This is a genomic window from Kitasatospora sp. McL0602 (genome assembly GCF_052076145.1).
GTDB lineage: Bacteria > Actinomycetota > Actinomycetes > Streptomycetales > Streptomycetaceae > Kitasatospora.
The window spans coordinates 7,684,137-7,706,848 of record NZ_CP197246.1 but is presented as its reverse complement, the minus strand read 5'-3'; the positions used below and the strand labels follow the sequence as shown (position 1 = coordinate 7,706,848).

The 22,712-nt window shown below is 70.3% G+C and carries 14 protein-coding genes and 2 pseudogenes; 9 read left to right on the top strand and 7 right to left on the bottom strand.

Going from position 1 to position 22,712, the window contains the following annotated elements:
• Positions 1-24: 24 nt before the first annotated feature.
• Positions 25-585 (bottom strand): GNAT family N-acetyltransferase, encoded by a 561-nt coding sequence (locus tag ACR68M_RS34915; RefSeq protein ID WP_441248184.1) that lies wholly within the window; start codon positions 583-585, stop codon positions 25-27.
• A gap of 462 nt (positions 586-1,047) precedes the next feature.
• Between ACR68M_RS34915 and ACR68M_RS34910 the strand changes: the two genes are divergently transcribed.
• Together ACR68M_RS34910 and ACR68M_RS34905 are read left to right on the top strand one after the other, a co-directional pair.
• Positions 1,048-1,545, top strand: coding sequence for a hypothetical protein (locus tag ACR68M_RS34910; RefSeq protein WP_441248183.1), 498 nt, complete (start codon positions 1,048-1,050; stop codon positions 1,543-1,545).
• Between the two features lie 366 nt (positions 1,546-1,911).
• Positions 1,912-2,163: pseudogene (locus ACR68M_RS34905) on the top strand (transposase); the annotation flags it as partial.
• Positions 2,164-2,292: 129 nt separating this feature from the next.
• On the opposite strand, the gene ACR68M_RS34900 reads toward ACR68M_RS34905, so the two are convergent.
• From ACR68M_RS34900 to ACR68M_RS34885, 4 genes are all read right to left on the bottom strand, one after another.
• Positions 2,293-2,604, bottom strand: a complete 312-nt coding sequence (locus ACR68M_RS34900) for a peptidase inhibitor family I36 protein (RefSeq protein ID WP_441248182.1) — start codon at positions 2,602-2,604, stop codon at positions 2,293-2,295.
• A gap of 149 nt (positions 2,605-2,753) precedes the next feature.
• The gene (locus ACR68M_RS34895; RefSeq protein WP_441248181.1) at positions 2,754-3,326 is read right to left on the bottom strand and encodes a DUF3105 domain-containing protein; all 573 of its coding nucleotides are present in this window, start codon (positions 3,324-3,326) and stop codon (positions 2,754-2,756) included.
• Positions 3,323-4,507 (bottom strand): hypothetical protein, encoded by a 1,185-nt coding sequence (locus ACR68M_RS34890; protein ID WP_441248180.1) that lies wholly within the window; start codon positions 4,505-4,507, stop codon positions 3,323-3,325. The genes ACR68M_RS34895 and ACR68M_RS34890 overlap by 4 nt, the downstream gene beginning before the upstream one ends.
• A 568-nt stretch (positions 4,508-5,075) precedes the next feature.
• On the bottom strand, positions 5,076-5,324 hold the full coding sequence (locus ACR68M_RS34885) for a hypothetical protein (protein ID WP_441248179.1): 249 nt from the start codon (positions 5,322-5,324) through the stop codon (positions 5,076-5,078).
• A gap of 302 nt (positions 5,325-5,626) precedes the next feature.
• Between ACR68M_RS34885 and ACR68M_RS34880 the strand changes: the two genes are divergently transcribed.
• A complete protein-coding gene (locus ACR68M_RS34880) occupies positions 5,627-8,809 on the top strand; it encodes a BTAD domain-containing putative transcriptional regulator (protein WP_441248178.1) in 3,183 nt (1,060 codons plus the stop codon).
• A gap of 193 nt (positions 8,810-9,002) precedes the next feature.
• Here the strand turns inward: ACR68M_RS34880 and ACR68M_RS34875 are convergent.
• Positions 9,003-9,758, bottom strand: a pseudogene (locus ACR68M_RS34875) (IS701 family transposase); the annotation flags it as partial.
• Between the two features lie 814 nt (positions 9,759-10,572).
• On the opposite strand from ACR68M_RS34875, the gene ACR68M_RS34870 reads away from it, so the two are divergent.
• From ACR68M_RS34870 to ACR68M_RS34845, 6 genes are all read left to right on the top strand, one after another.
• Positions 10,573-10,770: a hypothetical protein gene (locus tag ACR68M_RS34870; RefSeq protein ID WP_441248177.1), complete on the top strand. Its 198-nt coding sequence runs from the start codon at positions 10,573-10,575 to the stop codon at positions 10,768-10,770.
• Between the two features lie 236 nt (positions 10,771-11,006).
• A complete protein-coding gene (locus ACR68M_RS34865) occupies positions 11,007-12,233 on the top strand; it encodes a lanthionine synthetase C family protein (RefSeq protein ID WP_441248176.1) in 1,227 nt (408 codons plus the stop codon).
• A 124-nt stretch (positions 12,234-12,357) separates the two neighbouring features.
• On the top strand, positions 12,358-14,241 hold the full coding sequence (locus ACR68M_RS34860; RefSeq protein ID WP_441248175.1) for an ABC transporter ATP-binding protein: 1,884 nt from the start codon (positions 12,358-12,360) through the stop codon (positions 14,239-14,241).
• Complete coding sequence (locus ACR68M_RS34855; RefSeq protein WP_441248174.1) at positions 14,241-17,348, top strand: lantibiotic dehydratase; 3,108 nt, start codon at positions 14,241-14,243, stop codon at positions 17,346-17,348. Before ACR68M_RS34860 ends, ACR68M_RS34855 begins: the two co-directional genes overlap by 1 nt.
• Before the next feature lie 148 nt (positions 17,349-17,496).
• Positions 17,497-17,652 carry a hypothetical protein gene (locus ACR68M_RS34850; protein ID WP_441248173.1) on the top strand — a complete coding sequence of 52 codons (156 nt, stop codon included), beginning with the start codon at positions 17,497-17,499 and terminating at the stop codon, positions 17,650-17,652.
• 185 nt (positions 17,653-17,837) lie between these two features.
• On the top strand, positions 17,838-19,328 hold the full coding sequence (locus tag ACR68M_RS34845) for an aKG-HExxH-type peptide beta-hydroxylase (protein WP_441251793.1): 1,491 nt from the start codon (positions 17,838-17,840) through the stop codon (positions 19,326-19,328).
• Positions 19,329-19,364: 36 nt separating this feature from the next.
• Here the strand turns inward: ACR68M_RS34845 and ACR68M_RS34840 are convergent, their stop codons facing one another.
• Complete coding sequence (locus tag ACR68M_RS34840) at positions 19,365-22,610, bottom strand: AfsR/SARP family transcriptional regulator (RefSeq protein ID WP_441248172.1); 3,246 nt, start codon at positions 22,608-22,610, stop codon at positions 19,365-19,367.
• Positions 22,611-22,712 lie beyond the last annotated feature (102 nt).

Genomic DNA, 22,712 nt, shown 5'->3' with positions numbered 1-22,712 from the left:
TCGGGCGGCCGCGTACCGGCCGCCTCAGAGCCGGGCAGCCTCGCCATCGGGGTCAGTCGCGAGACGAGCGTGCAGGTGGGAGTCGTGCCGCGTACCGGTGGCGTCGACGTAGAAGTCCCTCATTGTTCCTTCGATGCCGAAGCCGGCCCTGGTGGCGACCCTGCACGAGCCGAGGTTGAGTACAGCGTGGTCCAGCGTGAGGCGATGCAGACCGAGTCCCCCCTCCTCCACCGAGGAGAACCCCCAGCGAGCAGCAGCGTTCAAAGCCCTGGCGGCCGCTCCCTTCCCCCGGGCGCCCGGCCGAAGCCAGTAGGTCACGACCGCCTGGTCCGGAAGGCGGTTGACCTCCCTGATACTCAGCGCCCCGAGCATCCTGCCGTGCAGGGCATCGGCGATCGCGAACACCGCGCTACCCGTGTCCCAGCTGGAGAGACGGGGCAGTAGCCAGGCACGGGCACGATCTTGGTGCGGCGCTTCAGCCACGGCGCTCCCCACCGCCCAACGCAGGATGTCGACGTCCTGCAGGGCCTCGGCCACCGCAGGCTCGTCATCTTCCCTCAACGGCCGCAGCACCAGGTCATCCATGCTGATAGTTCGCCGTGCGATGGCACTCGTCGATACGCTCACCACCTTGTTCTACACGATGAGCGCCTCGTAGCTCACTCCTGCGCCACCGTCAGATCCGCCTGCCGACTCCCCGTCCGGGCAGGCCAGGACAACAAACAGTGCTCGTGACCGCGCGTATGGTTGCTCGTCCCTGCACGGGGCCGGTAGAGCCGACGCTGGTGTGGTGCGGTTCTTGGCGCTCTCGTAGTCCAGCCACCGGTTCCACAGGGCTTTGCCCGCGTTCAGGATGTCCTCGGCGCGGCGGGCGAAGTCCTCGGTGGGCTTGTACCGCCCAGGGCTCCACGTGGCTCACGTACGACGGAGCCCAGCCGTGAGTGATCCGAGTCCATCATTCTGTCACGGCCGTGGTCGCCAGTTCCCTTCCTTTGCCGGCCCGGGTCGATCCCCGAGCCCCGAGCCCCGAGAAGGAGGACTTCGGCGATGCGCCTGCTCTACTTGTTCCATGTCTCCAACTCCAGTCGGCTGACCGCCGATTCCGGCTTCACCTTCGCCGACCTGCTGGCCCCGGCTCTGGCTGACGCCGGGGTGGAGGTGACGATGGCTGCCCCGATCCCGGCGGGTGGCGAGCGCGTGCGCTTCGCGCCCACCATCTCGCCATCCACCAAGTACCGGGCCCGCTTCGATCCCGATATGGACGCCCTGGTCGCGTTGATCCGCGACCGACGGCCGGAGGTGGTGGTGGCCAACCAGATCGAGGCCGCCCGGCGATCCGGGCCGCTCTTCTGGAAGCCGGGGTGGACGCGCGGATCGTGGGTCACTGCCACTACTTGCCGTTCTCCTTCACGGGCACCGGTTAGATGGAACTCGACCCGGCGATGGACGACGGCGGGCTCGGCCGCAGCGTGCTGCTGGCCTTCGCCGCCGGCCTCGCGGCCTGCGACCGCGTCCTGGTCCACTCCTCCACCGCCGCCTCGTTGACCACGGCCGCCGCCACCCGCACCAGTGTGGAGCTCGGCGAGAAGCTGCACGTCGTCCCCGCCCCAGGGACGTACGCCTGGTGCGCGACCCTGCCGGCAGCACCCCCGCAGGGCCGGGCCACCGGCATCTACAACCACCGCCTGTACGCCCACTACGGCACTGTCCGCTTCACCCACATCACGGGCAGCGCCAGCGAACTGCGGGTCCGATCCCAACTGGCCGATCTTGGCCAAGCCCCACCCGCCTTGCCCCGGCCGCCCGCTGAGAGGCCTGGCCCACCTTGCCTGCCAGAGCGGCGACTTCCCCACCGCGCTCACCATCGCCCAGCAACTCGGCAGGGATGGCCGCCACCACAGCATCCTCGGCGACCACGGAGCCAGCCTGGGAATCGACGTCGAGGTCGTTCACCGGAAGTCCGGCGTCCCCGGATTTCACGTGGTGAAAAGGCGGTGGGTGGTCGAACGAAGCCTCGGGTGGATCATGCTGAGACGGCGCCTCGCCCGCGACTACGAGACCCTCCCGGCCAGCTCCGAGGCCATGATCCACATTGCCTCAATCGACAACCTCACCAAGCGCATAACGGACGAGACCACACCAACCTGGCGAGGCACCTACTAGGACATAAAGGGTAATCCGCCCACATCAAACGCCCTCTGAGACGAGCCACTAGGCGCCAGGGGGACGACCCCGCCCGCGTACGGACGGGGCCGTCCCCCTGGTACCTGCCGGTGGACGTTCAGCGGTCGATCACCCGGTGCACGGTACGACGTACCAGGCCGGGGTCCAGTCCCTGTCGTAATCCCCGACGTACGAGAGGGCCATGAGGAAGGCGCGGTGGTTCGCATCCTGGAACACGGCCCAGGTGTTGGGGGTCTGATTGTTGACGTAGGACCCGATTCCGTTCCAGTTGGACAGGTCGTAGGTGGCACAGTGGTGCAGGTCGAACCGGGTCCCGGTGTAGTAGGGCCCGGTGTACATGCAGAGGTCCGTGTACGGGCAGTCGGCGCCCCCGTTGCCCGCTGCGGCATGGCCGGGCAGCCAGCCTTCGGGTCCGTACACTGCCGACGAGCTGGCCGAGGCTGCACCCGCCGAGCCCACGACGAGCGCGATGACTGCGGCTGCCGTGGCGGCTGCCTTGCGAAGTACCTTGACTCTCCCTCTGGTTGGTGGTCGTGCTTGCCGTGGTTGTCGTGACACCCGGTCGGGTGTCAGCAGTGGTCCGGCCTGGTCCAGCCGTGGTCGTACCGGCCCCGGAGGGCCTCGACGAACCGGGTGATGCGGGGGCCGTCGAAGGTGTCCAGCCTCTCCAGGCGCCCCCAGGCCGTCAGGGCGATGCCGTGGTCGAGACCGGGGTAGGGCGCGAGCACCACGTCCGCGGAGTACCTCTTCGCCACGTCCGCGAGTTCGGCGACGGTCAGCGGCGGTGTGCCCGGCGCATACTGGATGGCGATGTGGCCGTGTTCCAGGGCGTGGACGGTGAGGCCGTCCGGCACGGCGGCGTCGTACACGCCCATGGCCGGGACGAAGGCGAAGTGTGGCCCGGAGGTGGGCGGTGTGGAGTTGTAGCGGACCGCCCCGGCCGCGTCCCGGGAGATGTGCGGACTGGCGAGGACGGGTACCGAACTCCCGGGCAGGCAGGGGGAGTCACGGCTGACCGCCGTCGAGCCGGTGACTCCGCCCGCGAGTGTCCGCCACCGGTCGGCCACCACCGGTACCAGGATCGCGCCCAGCACCGCCAGCATCGCCGCCCGCCAGAGCCAGCGCTCGTATCGTGGGTTCACCGCAGTCTGCCTTCCCGTCGTAGTCGGCGTTCTCGCCACGCCAGCACGGGCGGAAGGCCGTACTGCGTGCCGATGAGGAGCAGCACCGCGACGGACTCCCAGAACCCCACGGTGTTCACCGCGTGTCCGGCCGCGTCGTGAAGGACCCAGGTCAGCATGCCAATCATGTTCGGCAGGGTGAGGTTGAAGAACATCCAGACCATCGCGAGCAGGCCCGCCGCGTATCCGAGGCCGAACCAGCGTGCGACCGCCCGGTCGCGGTCTCCGCAGGCCGCCAGTTCCCGGTCTTCGGCCTCGGAGAGCCGGAGCAGCCGCTGCTTCGTCGTCAGCCAGGTCGCGCGGTAGAGGTTGTGGCAGCCCAGCGCATTGGCGATGACGGCGTATCCGTCGCTGCGGAAGAACAGCGCGGCCCACTGAAAGCCGATCGACACCACCTGCGAGAAGGCGAGGGCGCCGAGGAACCGGTTGACGACCGAGGGTAGCTCCAGCAGGTCCTGGCGGTACATCAGCCGCAGCACCAGCGCGACGGCGAGAACCGTCACGTCGAACGCCATCCCGGCCAGGAACGGGCCGTAGCGCCGGCGGCGCGGGACGGTGACGATCTGCGTCAGATCCGTCTCGAAGACCAGGAGGAAGCCCCGGTGGCTGACCCGGAAGGTCGCCGGGACCCCGACCGCGCGACCGGCCAACCAGTGCCAGGCCTCGTGGCACGCCCCGATCGCCAGGCCCACCGGCAGGTAGACCAGCGTGGAGAGCACCGGCTCCGGCAGGAACCAGACGTCCTCCCAGGACGGCCGGAGATCGGCCCGTAGGAGAAGAGTCCCCAGGACGAAGAACGCGGCGGCGGTGTACAGCGCCCACGCTGTCCGGCCGAACAGTCGTCGGGCCGTCCGGGGACTCACCCCCTCGATCCACCGGATCTCCCGCCCCTGCTTCGCCGTGGACGTGGCGTCACCGGTGGCCGCCGGATCCAGCAGGCCGCAGTCGATCAGCCCGGCGAGGAAATCCTCGCCGTCGACCGGCTCGCCCGCGGCCTCGGCGGCGCGCTCGGAGGCCTCTGCCAGCGATCCGCCGCCCTGGAGCGTGGTGACGAACACCGCGCCGGGCTCGGGAACGCAGACATACAGCCCCAGGTCCGGACGGCCCAGCACGTAGTCGTCGCCGTCCCGGCCCACAGTCATGGGTGAACACCGGTCTCGCAGGTCGTCGGTGTCGACGTCAGGCACTGTCCCATCCCTTCCCGTCCGTGTGCTTCGGCCGACAGACTGTCGGGGCTCTTCCGGTACGACGACGCCGTACCGGAAGAGCCCCGACAGAACTCAGCTACCGCAGACGCCGTTCGGGCACCACCAGGTGAGCCGCGTGCCCTCGATCTTCTTGATGGAGATCTTCATATCTGTCACCTCCTCTCGTCGTTCAGATTTCCGACGACCCGCCGTCCTCAGGCCGACTGGACGGCGCCCCCGCCGGGGCTGTTCGGCAGGCCCCGCGGACCGGGTCGGGCCCAGGGTCGGGCCTCGACCTTGCGGTCAGCTCTGCGGAACCTGCGGTCTGTGGTGACCGGGCATCGCCACCGGGCCGGATTCCGGCGGGACGATTCCCAATCAGGGTGCGCTGTTGAGGGGTTCCGGCACCGCAGCCACCCCCGTGGGCAACGGCTTCCGGCACCCGCGCTCGACATCTGACGTATCGTCAGGATCGGCTCGCCGCAGACGACAAGCCCGCAGCCCCACCGGTCGGCACGTGGGTTCAGTACATGAGATACAGATCCGCCCCGTGGCAGCACCACTGGTCGGCCCGACCGTCCGCGGCGGACTTCGTCCAACCGGCGATCTGGCAGGCGTCCTCCGAGGTATAGCTGCGGTAGTAGTGACCGCCGCCGTCGTGCCCCATCGGCCCGAGTCCGGCCGGTGCCGGTGTCGGTACCGGGGCGGCGAACGCCAGCGAGGCGGCCATGCCCACCAGGCAGAACACAATTCTTGCGCCGACCGTGCTCACTGATCGTCTCCGTTCGGGCAGCCCCGGAGAGCAGGCCCGGGGGCCTGGAGGCGGGACGGTGCGGACGGATCTCGGGCGCCGGCCACCGGGCCCCACGGTGTATCCGTGGAGCACGGTGTCGCCTCTGATTCGTGCCCCGCCGCTCTGCTCCGGCGGGATGCCCCGACTCTGCGGGCGGCAACCGCTAGACCGGCTATCTATTCGCTATTCGCCTCGGTCCCGACCACCTAGACTCGCGTCTCGCAGGACGGGCGAACGGGAGAATCGTGCAGTTCGGGATACTTGGTCCGGTTTTGTTGTCCGTGGATGGTCGGCCTCTTGCGGCGGCGCTCGCGCCGCGCCACCGCGGCGTGCTGGGCTACCTGCTGCTCAACGCCGGGCGGGTGGTCTCCGCCGACCGGCTGATCGGGGCGATCTGGGGCGGTACGCCGCCCGAGACGGCCCGGACGCAGATCCAGGTCGCGGTCTCCGCGATCCGTCGGACGCTACGGGCCGCCGGTGCGGCCGAGCTGCTGGCCACCCGATCGGCCGGCTACGTCCTGACGCCCGAGCCCGGCAGTCTGGACCTGGACGATTTCGCCGCCCGGGCCGCGACCCGGGACGACCCGGCGGAGCTGCGAGCCGCCCTGGGCCTGTGGCGGGGCCCGCTGCTGGCGGATGTCACGGCCGCCTATCTGGACGCCGCCCGTCAGCGCTGGGAGGAGCGGCGGCTGGTCGCCTTCGAGTGCGTGGTCGACCTGGAACTGGCTGTCGGCCGGCACGCCGAGCTGGTCGACGAACTGCGCGCCTGGACCACGGAGCATCCGGTCCGGGAGCGGCTCCACGGCCGACTGATGCTCGCCCTGTACCGCGACGGCCGGCAGCCCGAGGCGCTCGCCGTCGGCCGGGAGTACCGCCAACTGCTGGCGGAGCAGCAGGGGTTGGACCCAGGACGGGAGTTCGAGGAGGTCGAGCGGTCGATCCTGCGGGCCGATCCCGGCATCCGGTACGCCTTCGCCGCGCCGGGCGCCGGCACCGTACCCGCCCAACTGCCCGCCGCTCCAGCCGACTTCACCGGCCGGGCCGACCAGGTGGACCTGCTCGACGGGCTGCTGCCCGACTATGGCGGCCGCGGCGCACCCGCCGTGGTGATCTCCACGATCGCCGGAGTCGGCGGGGTCGGCAAGACCGCACTTGCCGTGCACTGGGCGCACCGCGTCCGCGACCGGTTCCCCGACGGACAGCTCTACATCGACCTGCACGGCTACTCCGGCGTCCCGAGGGTGCGGCCGATCGACGCACTCTCCCGGTTCCTGATCGCCCTGGGCGTCCCGGCCGACCAGATCCCGGCAGATGTCGACGCCGCCGGGGACAGGTACCGCAGCCTGCTGGCCGACCGGCGGATCCTGGTCGTGCTGGACAACGCCGGCAGCGCCGAACAGGTCCGCCCGCTGCTGCCCGGCGGTACCAGCAGCCTGGCAGTGATCACCAGCCGGGACCGGATGGCCGGCCTGGTCGCCCTCGACGGTGCCCGCCGCCTCACCCTGGAGGCCCTCACCCCCGCGGAGTCGCTCGCCCTGCTCGGCCGGATCGTCGGCGAATCCCGGACCGCCGCCGAACCACAGGCCGCCGCCGAGCTCGCCAAGCTCTGCGGGCACCTGCCCCTCGCCCTGCGGATCACCGCCGCGCTGCTGGCCGAGCTGCGTGACCGCAGCATCGCCGACCACGCGGCGGCCCTGCGGAAAGGCGGCCGGCTGGCCGAGCTGGCGATCGAGCACGACGGCGCGGCCTCCGTCCGGGCGGCCTTCGACCAGTCCTTCGCCGCACTCGCGCCCGACGCCGCCCGGCTCTTCCCGCTCCTCGGGCTCGTCCCCGGGGCGGACTTCACCGTCGACGCGGCGGCAGCCCTCGGCGCACTGACACCACAGCAGTGCGAGCGGCTCCTGGACCGGCTCGCCGCCGCCCACCTGGTCGAGGAGCGCGGCGGCGGCCGGTACGGCCTGCACGACCTGCTCCGCGACTACACGATCGACCGGTCGCAGAGCGATTTCAGCGCCGCAGAGCGCGACGGAGCGCTCCAGCGACTTCTCGACTGGTACCTGCGCACCGCCGACGCGGCGGCCCGGCAGCGGCTCTTCCCCAGCACGCTGCGCCTGCCGATCCCCCACCCCGCCCCCGACGCCGCCCCCGAGTCCCCGCCGACCGGGTTCGACGACGACACCCTGGCGGGGGCCTGGCTGGACGCCGAGCGCGCCAACCTGGTCGCCGCGATCCGGCACACCTCGGAGCACGGCCCCCACGCTGCGGCGTGGCTGCTCAGCGACACCCTGAGGGACTACTTCCGGCTCGGCCGGCACGTAACGGACTGGCTGGTCGCCGCCGAGTCCGGGGTGGCCGCCGCGACCCGGTATGCCGGGCTGTTGGAGCGGGCGGCCTGTGAACACAACCTCGCCATGGCCTTCGACCACGGCCACGACAACGAGTCGGCCGTGCTCCGGTACGGCGCCGCGCTGGACCTGGCGAGGAGAGCCGACTGGCCACGAGGGGTCGCCGCCGTCAACAACAGCCTCGCCGCGAACGCCATGACATCGGGACGGCTCGACGAATCCGCCGCGCACCTCACCGAGGCCCTCGCCGGATACCGCCGGGTCGGTGCCCGCGACGGGGAGGCACTGGGCCTGGGCACCCTCGCCGGGGTGCTCCGCAAGACCGGGCCCCTGGAGCGCGCCCTGCACTACGAGACCAAGTCCCTGGCCCTGTTCGAGGAGCAGGGCCACCACGGCAGGACGACACTCGCCCACCACGGCATCGCGAAGACCTGTCGGCTCCTCGGATCGTTCGACCAGGCACTTGAACACCTGGCCGTGGCAATGGACTTGGCCAAGCGGCGCGGCGACCTGGAAGAGCAGCAGGACGTCTTGCTGACGATGGCGGCCGTCCACTTGGAACTGGGCCGCTACGACGAGGCTGAGGAGAAGGCCGCGGCAGGCCTGGCCCTCGCGACCGCCTGCCAGGACGAGGTGAGCACCCCCGAGGCGCTCAACATCCTCGGCGCCGTCGCCCTGGCGCTCGGACACCCGCAGAAGGCGAACGACCACCACGAACGCGCCCTCCAACTGGCCCGCACCATCGACTACCCGTGCAACGTGGTGGACTCGCTGCGGGGACTCGCCGCCGCCCGTTCGGCCCTGGGCCGGCACACCGCCGCCCTCGACCTCGCCCAGGAGGCCGTGACCGTGGCGGCAGCCGCCCAGGAGCGGGTCCGCGAAGGAGCGGCCCGCACGACACTGGCATCCGCCTGCCTGGCCGCAGGCGATCGGGAACTCGCGATCAGCCACGCCGACGAGTCACTCACCCAACACCGGACGAACGGCCACCGCCCCGGTGAGGCACGGGCCCTAGCCGTACGCGCCGCAGCATCGACCGGCCCCGACACGGAACACCACCGTGCCCGGGCAGGCGAACTGTTCAGCGCACTCGGGATGCCACAGCCGGGAGAGTGCTAGTACTGCAACGGTGCTTATCCTGACGAGGCTTCAGCTCTTGGGCTGTGGCCTCGTCGCTTGTAGTGGCTGGTCCGGGCCTGGTGCTGGCGTCTGCGGCGCCATCGGGACCAGTGCAGGACGTGGTCGATGCTTCGGCGGACAGACCGCGTGAGGCCGGTGATCAACCGGCGGATCTCGGGGACGGTCAGCGGGATCAGGTCTGACGTTCGAGCAGGTCCGGCCCCTTTTCAAGGTGCTGGCCCCGCACGAGGGTGAGGTAGGCATGGGCGGCCATGGCGAGAGTGATGTGCCGGTACCAGCCCGAATGACGGCGGACCTGGTAGTCGTCCAGACCGCACTGACCCTTCGCACTCTGGAAGCACTCCTCGACCGCCCAGCGGGCGCCGGCGACGGCGATCAACTCGTTGAGCGTGGCGTCGGCGGGCGCGTAGGCGATGTAGTAGGCGACCTTCGTCGGGTCGGCGGCGCTCCGGCGGGCCAGAACCCAGTGCCTGCGGTCGGGCCGGTGCCACGGTCGGACCTCGACGCGGGCCCAGTCGTAGATCCGCAGACCATGGGCGCCCTCGCCGCAGGACCGGCGCTTCCACTTCTGCCGGGGTAGATCGGCGACCAGGTCGTGGAGGCGGTGGTCCATGGCCTGCCGGGTGACGACGGTGTCGTGCCGGGTGGTGGCCACGACGTGGAACACGTCGGCCTGCTCGAGCTCGTAGCGCCAGCCCTTGCTGTAACCGTATCCCGCGTCCGCGGTCACCCAGCGGAACGGGATCCGGTCGTCGATCGCCCGGCGGACCATCGCCCTCGCAAGCTGAACTTCGGTGGCGAACTCGACGCCGTCGTCGATCCCGGCGGTTCGGCAGCGCTCGCGGTCGTCGGTCCAGGACTTCGGTAGGTAGAGCGCCCGGTCGATCAAGGTCCGGCCCCGCCCGCTCGAGTACGCGAGGAACAGGCCGCTGCAACTCAATCTGCAGGCCCTGGCTCCGCCGTCCGTGACGGAAGGTCAGCCCCGCCGCCTGCTCGACGAACGTGGCCCGAGGGCAGACTTGTTCACGGCAGCGGAACCGGCGGACCCGTAACTCGACCACCACCCGACGCCCGCCCGCCGCACTGTCGTCCAACCGCCGCACGTAGCTGCTGTGCACCCGGGTCGAGACGGTTCCGCACGACGGACAGCCCGCCTCGTCGCCGGTCGTGGCGGCGTGGACGGTCACGCGGTCGGCGTGGATGGTCGGGGTGTTGACCGCAACGTCGGTGGTCCGGTGGAGCCAGAGGTCTTGGAGGAGATCGTCAGCCACGATCGTTCATGATCGCGGTTCCGGTGACGCTCCGTGGCTCTGGCACGGAAAGTGATCCAGAACCCGATTTCAGCCGTTGCCGACACGGCGGGCACGGCTGCCTCGGTCATGGCCGATGCCAGGATCAGGAGGGCCATGCCCAGGGCTCCGCCGGCGACGGTGGCGGGGGCGGACGGCCACGGTCGAGCCGTTCGGATGGGAACGGACATGCTCTCTCTTCTCGTTGGGCGCCGAGCGGAAAGCCGGGAGTACGGCGTGGCTGCGGCACATTGCGGATCGGCTGCCACGACGGGTGACGGGACGCCACCTCGAGCCTCGCGACGTTTCCCCCCACCGATGTCCCAGGACACCGCCAGGACAGCCACCTCTGGCGACCGGGACACGCCGCGGCTGACGATGGTGCGAGCCCGGAACACCCGGGCCCGGGCGGGCCGCATACGGCGGCCCGGTCGTAGTCGACAGGAGTCGAACATGACGAGTGCAACGCTTCAGGACGACGGGATCGCCGAGCTTCTCAGCCTGGACTTCGAGACCCTGATGGTCTCGGCCGTGGGGAACGACCGCGGGAATCTCGCCCCGATGATGAACACCGAGGATCTTCACTGCGGCGCGACGACCGAGACGTCGGACATGTGCTGCATCAGCGCCCGTACGCACACCGGCTGCTGACCTTCGCCCTACCGCAGGGTCGCGGGGGCCCTTTGGTGCGTCCGCGCCGGGGCCGCCGCGGCTCCCTGCTGCCGGAGAGCTCGTAGTGAGGTCGCGCGAGGGTCGCGGGCCGGGGATGTGAAGGTCAGTGGATCACAGTGGAACGGATCGAGTCCCGAGTCGATGCTGTGGCTCGGGCCCTGGAGGACCCCGAAACGGTGGTCCGGACAACAATGCGCGGGGCGCCCTCGGTAGCCATGGAGCACGGACTCCACCGCGACAAATGGATGCCGCTCTCCCTCGGCAACGGGAGCCCGGGCATCGCCCTCCTCTTCGCGGAGCTCGGCCACCTGGACAGCGCCTGGCACGGACCGATGCATCGGTACCTCCGGCGCGCGCTCCGGGATCTGACTCCTGACCGGCCGCAGGGCCTGCATGACGGCCTGACAGCTGTGGCCTTCTCGATCCGCTGCGCTCCCGATGCCTGTCGTTCCGAGTACGCCGGCGTCGTACCGCGCTTGGACGACTTCATCGAGAAGTACGTGCGTGAGGTCATCGCCGCCGAGCGCTCGCAGCCCTCGCCCTCGGGGCGGGGCGGCGGCGGTGCGCGGGGCGTCGGGACCACCTTCCGCGCAAGTGACGTGATCTCCGGGGTGGCCGGGATAGCCCGGTACCTCCTTCTTCCCGGTGTCGACCGCAAGGCCACGCTCCATCTCTGCCTGGAGCACCTGGTGGGTCTCAGCGCGCCGGTACGGGACGGGGGTTCCGACCTTCCCGGCTGGTGGATGCGGCACGCGCCGGATCTCCGACCCGGCGGTGGGGGACACCTCAACTTCGGCATGGCTCACGGGGTGGCCGGACTGCTGTCCGTACTCTCGCTGGCCTGGCGGCAGGGAGCCAGAGTGGCGGGCCAGGGGGAGGCCATCGGGCGCATGGCCGATTGGCTTCTCGTACAGAGCCGCAAGGACTCGGCGGGGCCGCTCTGGCCTGCTAGCCAAACACGCGCCGAGTACCTTTCACGGGATGTGGAACCGTCACATCCGCGGCCGTCGTGGTGCTACGGGCCTCCTGGCATCGCCCGGGCCCTGCAGATCGCCGGCGAGTCGATGGGCGAGCCGCGCTGGGTCGAAGCGGCGGCCCTAGCACTGCGTGCCTCATTCGAACGGCTCCGGCAGAAGCGGAGTCTGCCGGAGGTGGGGCTCTGCCACGGATCCGCAGGGCTGCTGCATACAGCCGCAGTCATGAACCGCTCCCTCACGGACCTGCGGATCGAGGCCGAGGTCGAAGCGCTGACGCAGGAGGTGCTGGCAGCCGCAGACGAGCGTTCGGCGTTCGGCTACCGGGTCAGGCAGCTCGGCGTGGAGCGGGACCTGGACTTCCCCGGGTTCCTCCAAGGCGCTGCAGGTATCGCACTGGCGTTGCACGCCCGCACATCTCACGCCCTCCCGAGGAGCGGATGGGACCGGGCTCTCCTTCTCGCATGACACGGCTCCTCGCAGCCCGCCCCTTCGTGATAACGGAAGAAAGTGGCATATGTCCTGGAAAGCCCGCACGAGGAAGACGGCAGGACGGCCGCCCTCCGTGGCTGCTGGACCGGCAGACGACGCGATGGCCGATGCCTACTGGGATCTGAGCGGTTCCGGCCGGGGAACGCTGGATCTCAAGGGCTTGTGCCGGACGCTTCCACCGGCGGTGCGCTTCCTCGTCTCGCTGAGCTGGGAAGCGGGCCGGGCACTGCTCATCCTCGTTCTCGTGCTGGACGTCGCTGCGGCGGCCCTCGCCGCCTGCGCCTTGCTGTCGCTGACCGACGTGTTGGCCGACCTCCTCGCCGTGGTCCGTAACGACGTCACACTGACGCAGGGACTGCCGACCGTCCTCCGGTACGCCGGATTGCTCGCTGCCGGGCGTGCCGGCCAGACCGGAGCCAATTGGTTCCAGGCGGTGCTCAAACCAGCGGTGAAGAGGGTCGCCGAGGACCGCTTGTACCAGGTGACGGTCCACACGGATCTCAGTGCCTTCGACGATCCCTCATTCCACGACTCCATGTCCCGGGCTCGCAATCAGGGCGTGAACCATGTCGGCATGGCCATGGACCGCCTGCTCGAGATCTTCAGAGCGGCCATGGCGGTGCTGGCCGTCGCGGGAGTGCTGTCCATCCTGCATCCGGTCCTGCTGCCGCTGCTCGCCCTGTCGGCCCTGCCCACCGCCTGGGCGACCCTGCGATCCGGGCGGGTGATGCACCAGAGCCTCAACCGCTTCAGCGCCCTGCACCGTCGGATGTTCGCTCTTGCCCGTCTGCTGGCCGACCGCGACGCGGCGGCCGAAGTACGCGCCTGTACGGCGCACGCCTTGCTGCTCGGGGAACGGCAACGGCTGTCGGACCTCGTCCGCGCGGAAGAGACCAGGGTGAACAGGGCCGGGGTGCGGGCCACTGCGCTGGGGCAGGCGCTGTCCGCCGGGGCGATGGGGCTGAGTTACGCGGCTCTAGGTGTCCTGTTCTGCACGGGGGTGACGCCCGCGGCCGCTGTCGGCGGGGCAGCGGTCGCCATCCGGAACGGGCAGGGTGCGCTGGGGCGGATCGCGGAAGCGGCTGGCCGCCTGTTCGAGCAAGGGCTCTACGTTCATGATTATGCCGACTTCATCCGTGACGCGATCGAGCGTCGTCGGCCGAAGCACCTCCGGCAGGCTCCGGCGGACTTCTCGAAGATCTCCCTCAACAGCGTGACATTCACCTACCCCGGGCAGTCGGTGCCGGCCGTCTCTGACGTCTCACTCACCATCGAACGTGGCCAAGTGGTCGCGCTCGTCGGGGAGAACGGTTCGGGGAAGACGACGCTGGCCAAGCTCATCGCGGGGCTCTACCTTCCCCAGCGCGGGTCCGTGGCCTGGGGCGACGCCGACCTGTCGACGCTCGATGAACTGAGCATCTACCGGCAGGTGTCATTCGTCATGCAAGCCCCGACGCAGTGGCCCTTCACGGCGGGCGAGAACATCACGATTGGCAGGACCGACCGTGAGGATCCGTCGCACGTCGCGCGCGATGCGGCAGCCGTGCTGTCCGCCGCCGCAGAGGTCGTCTCCCGGCTACCCAAGGGCTACGAGACGCTTCTCAGCAGGGAGTTCCGCAGGGGCGTGGACCTGTCCGGGGGTGAATGGCAACGGTTCGCGGTGGCGCGTGGCTTCTACCGGGACGCCCCTCTGCTGATCTGCGACGAACCCAGCGCCGCCATGGACGCCCAGGCGGAGCGACACGTCTTCGAGACCCTCCACGATCTGAGCGCCGGCCGTACCACCGTCTTGATCACGCACCGCCTGTCCGGGGTACGCCGAGCTGACCGGATCTTCCTCGTCCACCAGGGTCGGGTCGTGGAAGCCGGGACACACGACGAACTGATCGCTGCGGGCGGCCGCTACCACGACCTGTACGAGCTTCAGGCCAAGGCCTTCGCCGCAGGCGAACCATCCATCGAAACCGCGAAGGAGCACTCCTGATGCCGGAGAAGACGTACGTGGCGGCCGACTGGGCAATGGTCCGCGTGGCACTGCTGCCCTCCGCACGGGCCGAGGCGACCCGCATTTCCCTCGCCGATGACCCCGCAGCCCGAGAACGCCAAATGACCGACTACCTGCGGGAGGTCGCTGACGACCCGTGGCTGCGAGAAGCGATCGAAGTGTCGAGTCCACCTCTCGCTGGCGTCCTCGAGCGGGTCCGGGCCGGAACTGCCCTTCCTTTGAAGCGTCTTGAGCGGGCCGTCCACTCGGTAACGGGATACGTCCTGCGCTCCTCGACGAGGCCCACGCCGTTCGGCCTGCTGGCAGGGGTCGCCCGCTGCGAATTCGGAGACCGGACGGAGGCGACCGTGGGAACGGCGCACACCAAGGCGGTGTCGGCGGACCGTGCGTGGGTGTGGGCGTACACAGAGGAGCACATCGGCGTTCCCGAGGTGTACCGGAACATGCGCGTGCAGTTCAACAACCTCTGCTTCCGGCGGGGTGACCGCGTCGTTCTCCCTTGGGTCGCGAGCGGTTCGCGGACGGAGTTCGAGAAGAACCACGGGCGCCGCCGCGAGGTCACCCTCCGCGTGACCCCATTGATCGACCAGGTCGTCTCCCTGGCGAACGCCCCACTGGGCTTCGCCGACCTGACCGCGGAGGTCATCCGTCGTTTTCCGCGGTTGACGCAGGCCCAGAGCGAGGGCTTCCTGCTCACTCTGGTCCGACAGGACTTCCTGGTCTGCGACTTCAGGCCCACTCAGAACACTGTCGACGCGGGCCGGTCGCCGCTGTCCGGCCGGCTCGGCGGACTGGACCGGATCCTGTCCGACTACGCGGCGAAGCCGATCGGAGAGGGCGAAGCGGAGTGGCGGTCGGCGAAGGCCGCCGTGCAGAACATCAGCCCGTCCCAAGAGCCCGCCATCGCGGTCCATCTGAACGTCGATGCCCGCATCACGCTGCCGGCATCGGTCCGGGAGGAGGCCGAGGCAGCAGCAGGACTCCTTCGCGGACTGGCCACACCCTCCGCCGGTCCTGAGCACCTCCGCGAGTACCACCACGCGTTCCTCGACCGGTACGGCACCGATCGGACCGTCCCCCTCATGACGCTCCTCGATCCGCACGCCGGTCTTGACGCGCCCGCCGGGTACCGGTCCCCTCCCTCCTCCAGGCACCTGAGCGATCCGCTTCTCGAATCGTCACCCACCGGGGCGGCCAATCTCGACAGCTCCCGCGAGTTGCACCTCGGAGCATTGATGCAGGCGGCCCTGCGCGATGGCCGCAGAGAAGTCGTGCTCACCGATGACGACGTCGAACGACTCGCCTATCCGGACACCCCTAGCCCCACGGATTCTCTGGACCTCTGCTTCGAAGTGATCGCCCGGAGTGATTCCGCGCTGGATTCCGGTGACTACTTCCTCGCGCTGTCGCCCTTCTCCGGGTCGAACCGGGCCGGCTCGATGATGGGTCGGTTCGCCCGACAACTGGACGCCGAAGCCGACCTGCGGGCACTCGCCACGCAGTCCGGGGCGGAAGGCGCCATCCACGCCCAGGTCTTCTTCCAACCCAGCGAACCGCGTTCCCTCAACGTGAGTTCGGTACCGCGCCTCCTCGAGCACGTCATACCGGTCGGAGTCATCCCGGCAGGCGAGGACGGCGGCGTGATCGACCCACGGGATCTGGCCGTCGGAGCGACGCCGGAACGGCTGGTCCTGGTCCGGTCGAGCGACGGCACAGAAGTGGTCCCGGTCATACCTCATGTGCTGCACCTCTCCGGGCGAGCGCCGAACGTAGTGAGGTTCCTCGCTGAGATCGGAGCGAGCGGACAGCAGCAGTTCCGTTCCTGGGACTGGGGACGACGGCTGAAGACACTTGCCTACCTGCCCCGGATCCGACGTGGCAGGACCATCCTCTCGCCGGCCCGCTGGCGTCCCCCGGCAGACCTCCTGGAGGCCTCGGTGTCGTGGCACGAATGGTGCGCGCGGCTCACGAGCTGGCGGGAGGAGTGCCGGGTGCCCGAAAGGATCCAGATCGCGGTGGGTGATCGTCGCCTCGCTCTCGATCTGAGCGCGGACCTGCACCGCAGGCTCCTCCGACGGGAACTGGACCGAAGTCCTCAGGCGATCGTCTTCGAATCCCTGACCGAGCTCCACGGTTCCATGGGCTGGCTCGGCGGCCACGCCTGTGAAGTGACCCTCCCGCTGTGGGGAAGCGCCAGGCAGCGAACCGCGTCACTGCCGGTCGACGACCCTACGGTGCGCAGGACCGAGCCGCCTTTGCACGTACCCGGCGGGAACTGGCTGTACGCGAAGCTCTACGCCCTCGAAGAGGTTCACGACTCGCTGCTGGCCGGCCACCTCCGGAACCTTCTGGAAGACGTGGGGGACGTGGTCGACCAGTGGTTCTTCATCCGCTACCGCGACCCGGAACCCCACATCCGCCTCCGCCTGCACGGAGCTTCCCGTGACCTCAACAGCACGGTGTTGCCCACGCTGGGGCGCTGGGCCGAAGCAGCGCACCGGTCGCGATTGATCAGAGGTATGACACTCGACACCTACGTGCCCGAGGAGGCCCGCTACGGCGGTGCCAAGGCACTGCGCCTCGCTGAGGAACTGTTCGCCGCGGACAGCCGGTGCACGGTGGCCCAATTGCGGCTGAGCAGCCTGACGGCCCTTCCCCGGGAGGTGCTCGCCGCGATGAACCTCGCGAGCATCCTGCGCTCCTGGGGGAAGGACGGAGGGGACGGGGACTGGGAGGAACGGGCCCTCCAGTCCTTGCCGGCCAGGGCGGTCAGACGGCTTTCGCGAGAGGAACACGACCTTCTCCCCGCGATCTGTGCCCCGGAACGGCTGCTCCCCGACGCGGGGTCGCCGCAAGGGCGTGAGCTGCTGACGAGCTGGCACGCCAGAGAGGCCGCCGCGGCGGCGTACGGCCGGCACGTCCTGCGGTCCGAGAACACCCGTCCGGGCACCGGTCGGGAACTCGCCAGCACGCTGCACATGCATGCCAACAGGCTGATCGGCGTCGACCGGGGAGCGGAGGACAGGTCCTCCTTCCTGCTCCGCTCGGCCATCCATTCCGCCAGAAAGCGCCGGGGCAGCGAGTGATCGCGACGGACAGACGGCCTTGCCCGGCCTCTCCGCCCGGCTCCTCCACTCGCGGACGTCCCGGCTACCGGTGGGGCCCGCACCACGGACACCGGAGCACAGCTCCGGGCGCATGAAACATCACGAAGAACGAAGAAGGAGTACACCCATGTCAGTGCAGGTAATCCGGCTACCGCAGTTCGCCATCATGGCCCTCGCCAAGGACGAGGTGCCGCGCGTCATGACGGACTCCGCGATCGAGCGCGCCTGGATCCCGGCGTACCAGGCAGTGCCGACGTATGCGAAGGCCGACCAGGCCGCGTAAGTACCGCTCACCCGTGCGGCCTTGTCACGGCCGCCGACCCCGGCCGTCCGACGGCCGTCTGAGCAGCCGTACGGCGGTGGAGTGCTTGTCACGGTGGCGCACACCGCACTCCACCGCCGGACCCGGGCCGGACACCGGCCCACACCGCACCGTAGGAACGGAACAGAAAGGCAACCAGCGTGGCCATGGTCTCCCACCGCACGGCGGAGGACGTACTGACGCGGGACGGTCTCTTCGGGGACTCCACCGCCATCGGAGCGAGGAATCTCGCGAGGTACCGCCTCGGGCTCTCGCTCCTCGGCGCCCGCGACCCCCGGCACGCCGACGTCCTGCACATGCTCTCGCTGGAGCCGGACGACCGGATCGTCCCGGCTCTGTCCGACCCCGTGCTGCGCAACGCCTTCGAGGACGACGTGGCCTGCCTGGAGAGCGGGGTGTTCGCCGCGAGCGCCCTCGGCAGCCATCTGGCGCAGGGAGCCTGGCCGCTGCCCTCAGACGGCTCCGGCCCCTGCGAGAGCCTCATGCTGACCCGCGACCGTCCCTGGCCCCGGACCGGGGCGGGCTGGGTGTGGACCGGGCTCCGGGAACCGACCTCCCGGCCGGCCCTGGCCGAACGGCTCCGCGAGCTGTGCCGAAACAGCTTCGAACCGGGCGGCCCGAGCGAGCCCTTCGACGCGACCCAGGAGATGGTCGAGGCGCTGCGACAGGGCGGCGACCTGCTCACCTCGCTCCTCCCGCAGATCGGCCCGAGCGTGCTGCGGCACATCTCGCTGATCGGCTTCAGCGACGGAGAGTCGTCCGACGGCCCGCTGCAGTCACTGTCGGGCGGCGACCCCCTGCCGTCCGCGATCCTGATGTCCCCCGGCCGGCTCCGCGACCCCTGGACGACGGCCGAGACGCTGCTGCACGAGGGAGCGCACCTGAAGCTGTTCGACGTGCTGCGCTCGTGCGCGCTGGTGGAGGACGGCACGGCCGAGGTGCCCATTCCCTGGCGGCAGTCCTCCTGGACTTTCATCAGGGTACTGGCGGCGCTGCACTTCTACGCGCACATGATGGTCTTCCAGGCCGCGGCCCGCGAGGCCGCTCCCGACCTCGTCGCCCGGTACGGCCCCCCACCCGCCGACGATGTCATCGACGAGCCGACCCCGGGGAGCCGGGCCGCCGAACTCGGCAGCCACGGCACCGTCCTGGAGCGACTAGTCTACCTCGCGGAGCAGGCCCTCTGTGCCGACCACGGGCATGTGACTCCGGAGGGCCGCCGCTTCGTCCACTGGCTGCTCGATGCCGTCGAGCACTGCGAACCCCGGGCGCGCTCTCTGATCCAGATGCCCCGACCGGTCACCGTGGGCCAGTCCGGTGAATCGTCGTCCACCGAGGGCAGCTTCGTGCGCACCGAACCCGTGCTGGTCCGGGAGCTGCCTGCCCTGCGGCAGCTTCTGGTGCTGATGCCGGACCGGGCTCGCTTCCACTGGCTCGACGCCCACACATGGACCGTCTATGCCCTGTGCGAGCGGGTACCGCTGGCCTCGCTCGTCGAGGGGTACCGCCGCACAGTGCGCGGACCACTGGGTGAGGACTGCGCCCGCAGGACCACCCTCGAGTGCCTGGACCTGCTGCTCGCGGCGGGACTGGTGACCCGGGTGGACGGCCCCGGGGCGCTCGGGGACACGCCGTGACGGCCCTGCCCTGAGCGCGGACAGCGGCGCTGGGGATCATCCGGGAGGCTCTGTCCCACCGGCCCCCCGGTCCCGGTCCTGACCGTGGTCGACGGACGCCTGCCGACGCGCGCGGGAGAGCACTTCGTGCGCGCCGGACAGGCCGAGCCGGTGGCCGGTCTCCTCCAGGACGGCGGCGGCCTGGGTGGCGAGCCCGGCCGCCTCGTCCGGCCGTCCCCCGGCCAGGCGGACCCGGCCGAGGACGGTCAGCGCCTGACCCTCGATGATGCGGTAGCCCTCGCCGCGTGCATTGGCCAGTGCGGACCGTCCGTGGGCGTCGGCCTCCGCGAGGCGGCCGTCCAGGAGGCACGATTCGGCCCGGCCGATCAGGATCGCCGCCTCCGTGTGCCTGGCCCCGGCCAGTTCGGCGAGGGCCTGCGCCCGGTCGAATGCCTCCTCGGCTTCGGCCAGTTCCCCGCGGCGGGTGTGGACGGAGGCCACGGTCTGGAGGGCCGCTGCGGTCAGCCGGCTCTCGTCGATCTCCTCGGCCAAGGAGGCGGCTGCCGTCGCGAGGTCCAGGGCCACCTCGTGCTCGTTCCGGTCCCGGTGCCATTCGGCCAGGGCCCGCAGTGTCTCCGCCTCGCTGCCCCGGTTGCCGATCTCCCGGTGGATCGCCAGGGCGTCCGTGAGCCGGTCGAGTGCCTCGTCGGAGCGTCCCAGGAGGCTGAGGATCTGTCCCAGGTTCCCCTTGGAGACGCCCTCGGCACCGCGCGAGTCGATCCGCCGGCTCAACTCGACCGTTGTGCGGATGTGTCGTTCCGCCGCCCGGAGGTCGCCGAGCTCCTGGCGGAGCAGGCCCATGTTGCCCTCCGCGCTCAGCCGGAGCATGGTCCACTGCGGATCGGCCGGCAGGAACGCCAATGCCTCCTCGTAGCGCTTCACGGCGTCCCGCAGGTCACCGGTCAAGATGTCGACCAGGCCCAGGTTGATGAGCGCCCGGGCCTTCCCCTCCCGCCACCCGGCGGACTCCGAGACCTCCAGCACCGCGCGGTAGTGCTGGGCCGCGCTCCCGTAGTTACCGAGACTGCGGTGGGCGTCGCCGAGGCTCAGCCGCGCGGCCGCGGCACCGATCACCTCACCGGCCGCCTGGGCCGACTCGATCGCCGCCTCCGACACCGAGATCCAGTCCGGGGCGGTGCGGACCAACCAGAAGTAGCCTCGCAGGCCGTCGCACAGCTCCCAGGCGGCGGGACGCAGGCCCAACTCCGCGGCGCGTTGCGCGGCGAGGACGAGATTGGTGCGCTCCTGCCGGAACCACTCCTGGGCGGCGGTCTGGTCGTGCATCGCGACCGCGTCGCCGACGGCGTGTTCGGTGGTGAACACCCGCACCTTCTCCGGGTAGAGCAACCGAGCCCCGGCCTGCACACCCGCCAGGTAATAGTCGTAGAGCCGCTGCAGTACGGCCGTCCGTTCGTCGTTGCTCTCCTCCGCCGCCATGCACTCCTCGGCGTGGAGCCGGAGCAGGTCGTGGAAGTGGAACACGTCGTAGTCCAGCTGGCCGACCAGATGCGCGGCGACCAGTCGCTTCAACAACTGCGACGCCCGGGCGCGCCCGACGCCGAGAAGGGCGGACGCGCCACCCGTGGTGGTCGTGGGCCCGGGTACGAGACTGAGCCGCCGGAAGAGCCTCCGCTCGTCGGGTGACAGGGACTCGTAGGACACGGAGAAGACCACCCGCAGATCGCTGTCCTCGTCCTCCGGCACACTGAGCGCGCCCAGCCGCCGGTCCTCGGCCCGGAGCCGTGCAACGTAGGCGGCCACCGGGTGGTCCCCACCGGCTTCGAGCACATTGACGGCTGCGATCCTCAGCGCGAGGGGTAGGAGCCCGCACAGCCCGGCCAGCTCCGCGGTGGCCTCGGGCTCGGCCTGGACGAGCGCCGCCCCCAGGAGCCGTTCCAGCAGTTCCCCGGCCTCCACCGGGGACAGGGCGTCCACCCTGAGGTGGCGGGCGTTGTCCCGTACGACCAGCCCCGCCAGTACGTCCCTGCTGGTCACCACGACGTACGAGCCAGGCGTCCCGGGGAGCAGCGATCGCACCTGCGCCACGCTCCGCGCGTTGTCGAGCACGATGAGGATGCGCTTGCCGGCCACCAGGGTGCGGAAGAGGCCTACGGCGCGGTCGAGGACGCCCGGGATGCTGTCGTAGGGCACGCCCAGGGCGTAGAGAAAAGCTGTGAGGGCTTCGAGGGGAGCGACCGGCCGAGAGGTCGAGTATCCGCGCAGATCGATGTAGAGCTGACCGTCCGGAAACCTCGCGCGGGCCGCATGCCCCCAGTGCACCGCGAGCGCGGTCTTGCCCACGCCTCCGCGCCCGTCGATCGCCGTGATGACCACCGGAGCGCTGACACCGTGGTCGTCGGCCCACTCGTCCAGCATCCGCAGCTGGTCTCGGCGGCCAGTGAAGTGCTGGGAGTCAGCCGGGAGTTGTCTGGGTACGAGCACCCGCTCGGCACCGTCCACCAGTGCACCGTCCTCGACCGCGGCCACCGCGGGCGCCCTGAGGTCCGGGCTGTCCGCGAGGATCGCACGTTCCATCTCCCCGAGTTCCGGACCCGGTTCCAGACCGAGCTCGCGCACGAAGACGCGGCGCCCCTGCCGGTAGACATCGAGCGCGTCGGCACGCCGGTTGGCACGGTAGAGCGCCAGCATGTACTGCGCCCGCAGCCGCTCCCTGAGCGGCTCGCGTTCGAGCTCTCGCCGCATCTCACCCAACAGGGCGGCGTGACGGCCCAGCCGGAGATCGACGTCCATCAGCCCCTCGAAGGCCGAGCGCCGCGCCTCGTCGAGGCGGGGTGCCTCCACCTCCGCGAGATAGCGGGAGGCCGTCCCCTCCAGCGCCCTGCCGCGCCAGAGCTGCAGGGCCCGGCGCAGCAGGTCGGAGGCGGCCTCCAGGTCCCCCGCCGTCTGCGCGCCGTCGGCCCGCTTCACCAGTTCCTCGAAGATGTGGACGTCGAGCCGGTGCGACTCCAGCAGCAGCGAGTACCCGCCGGGCCTGGTGCGCAGGATGTCGGCCCCACGTTCCCCGAGGATCCTCCGCAGCCGGCGGATGTAGTTGTGCAGCGTGGTCCTGGCGGTCTTAGGGGGGGTCGTCCCCCAGAGTCCGTCGATCAGGTCCTCGGTCGAGACGACCCAGTCGGACCGCAGGAGGAGCATGCTCAACACGGCTCGGTGCTTGGCCGCCGATATCGGGACGACCTGCTCCCCGCACAGCACTTCCTCCGGTCCGAGCAGCCGGAACTCCAACGGTCCTCCCCTCGCGGCACCAGCCGGGTTCCCCGCCGCCACCGGCGCTAGTCGCGCGATAGCGCTTCGCGATCATGCTAGGTCAAGACACCGGACAAGCCT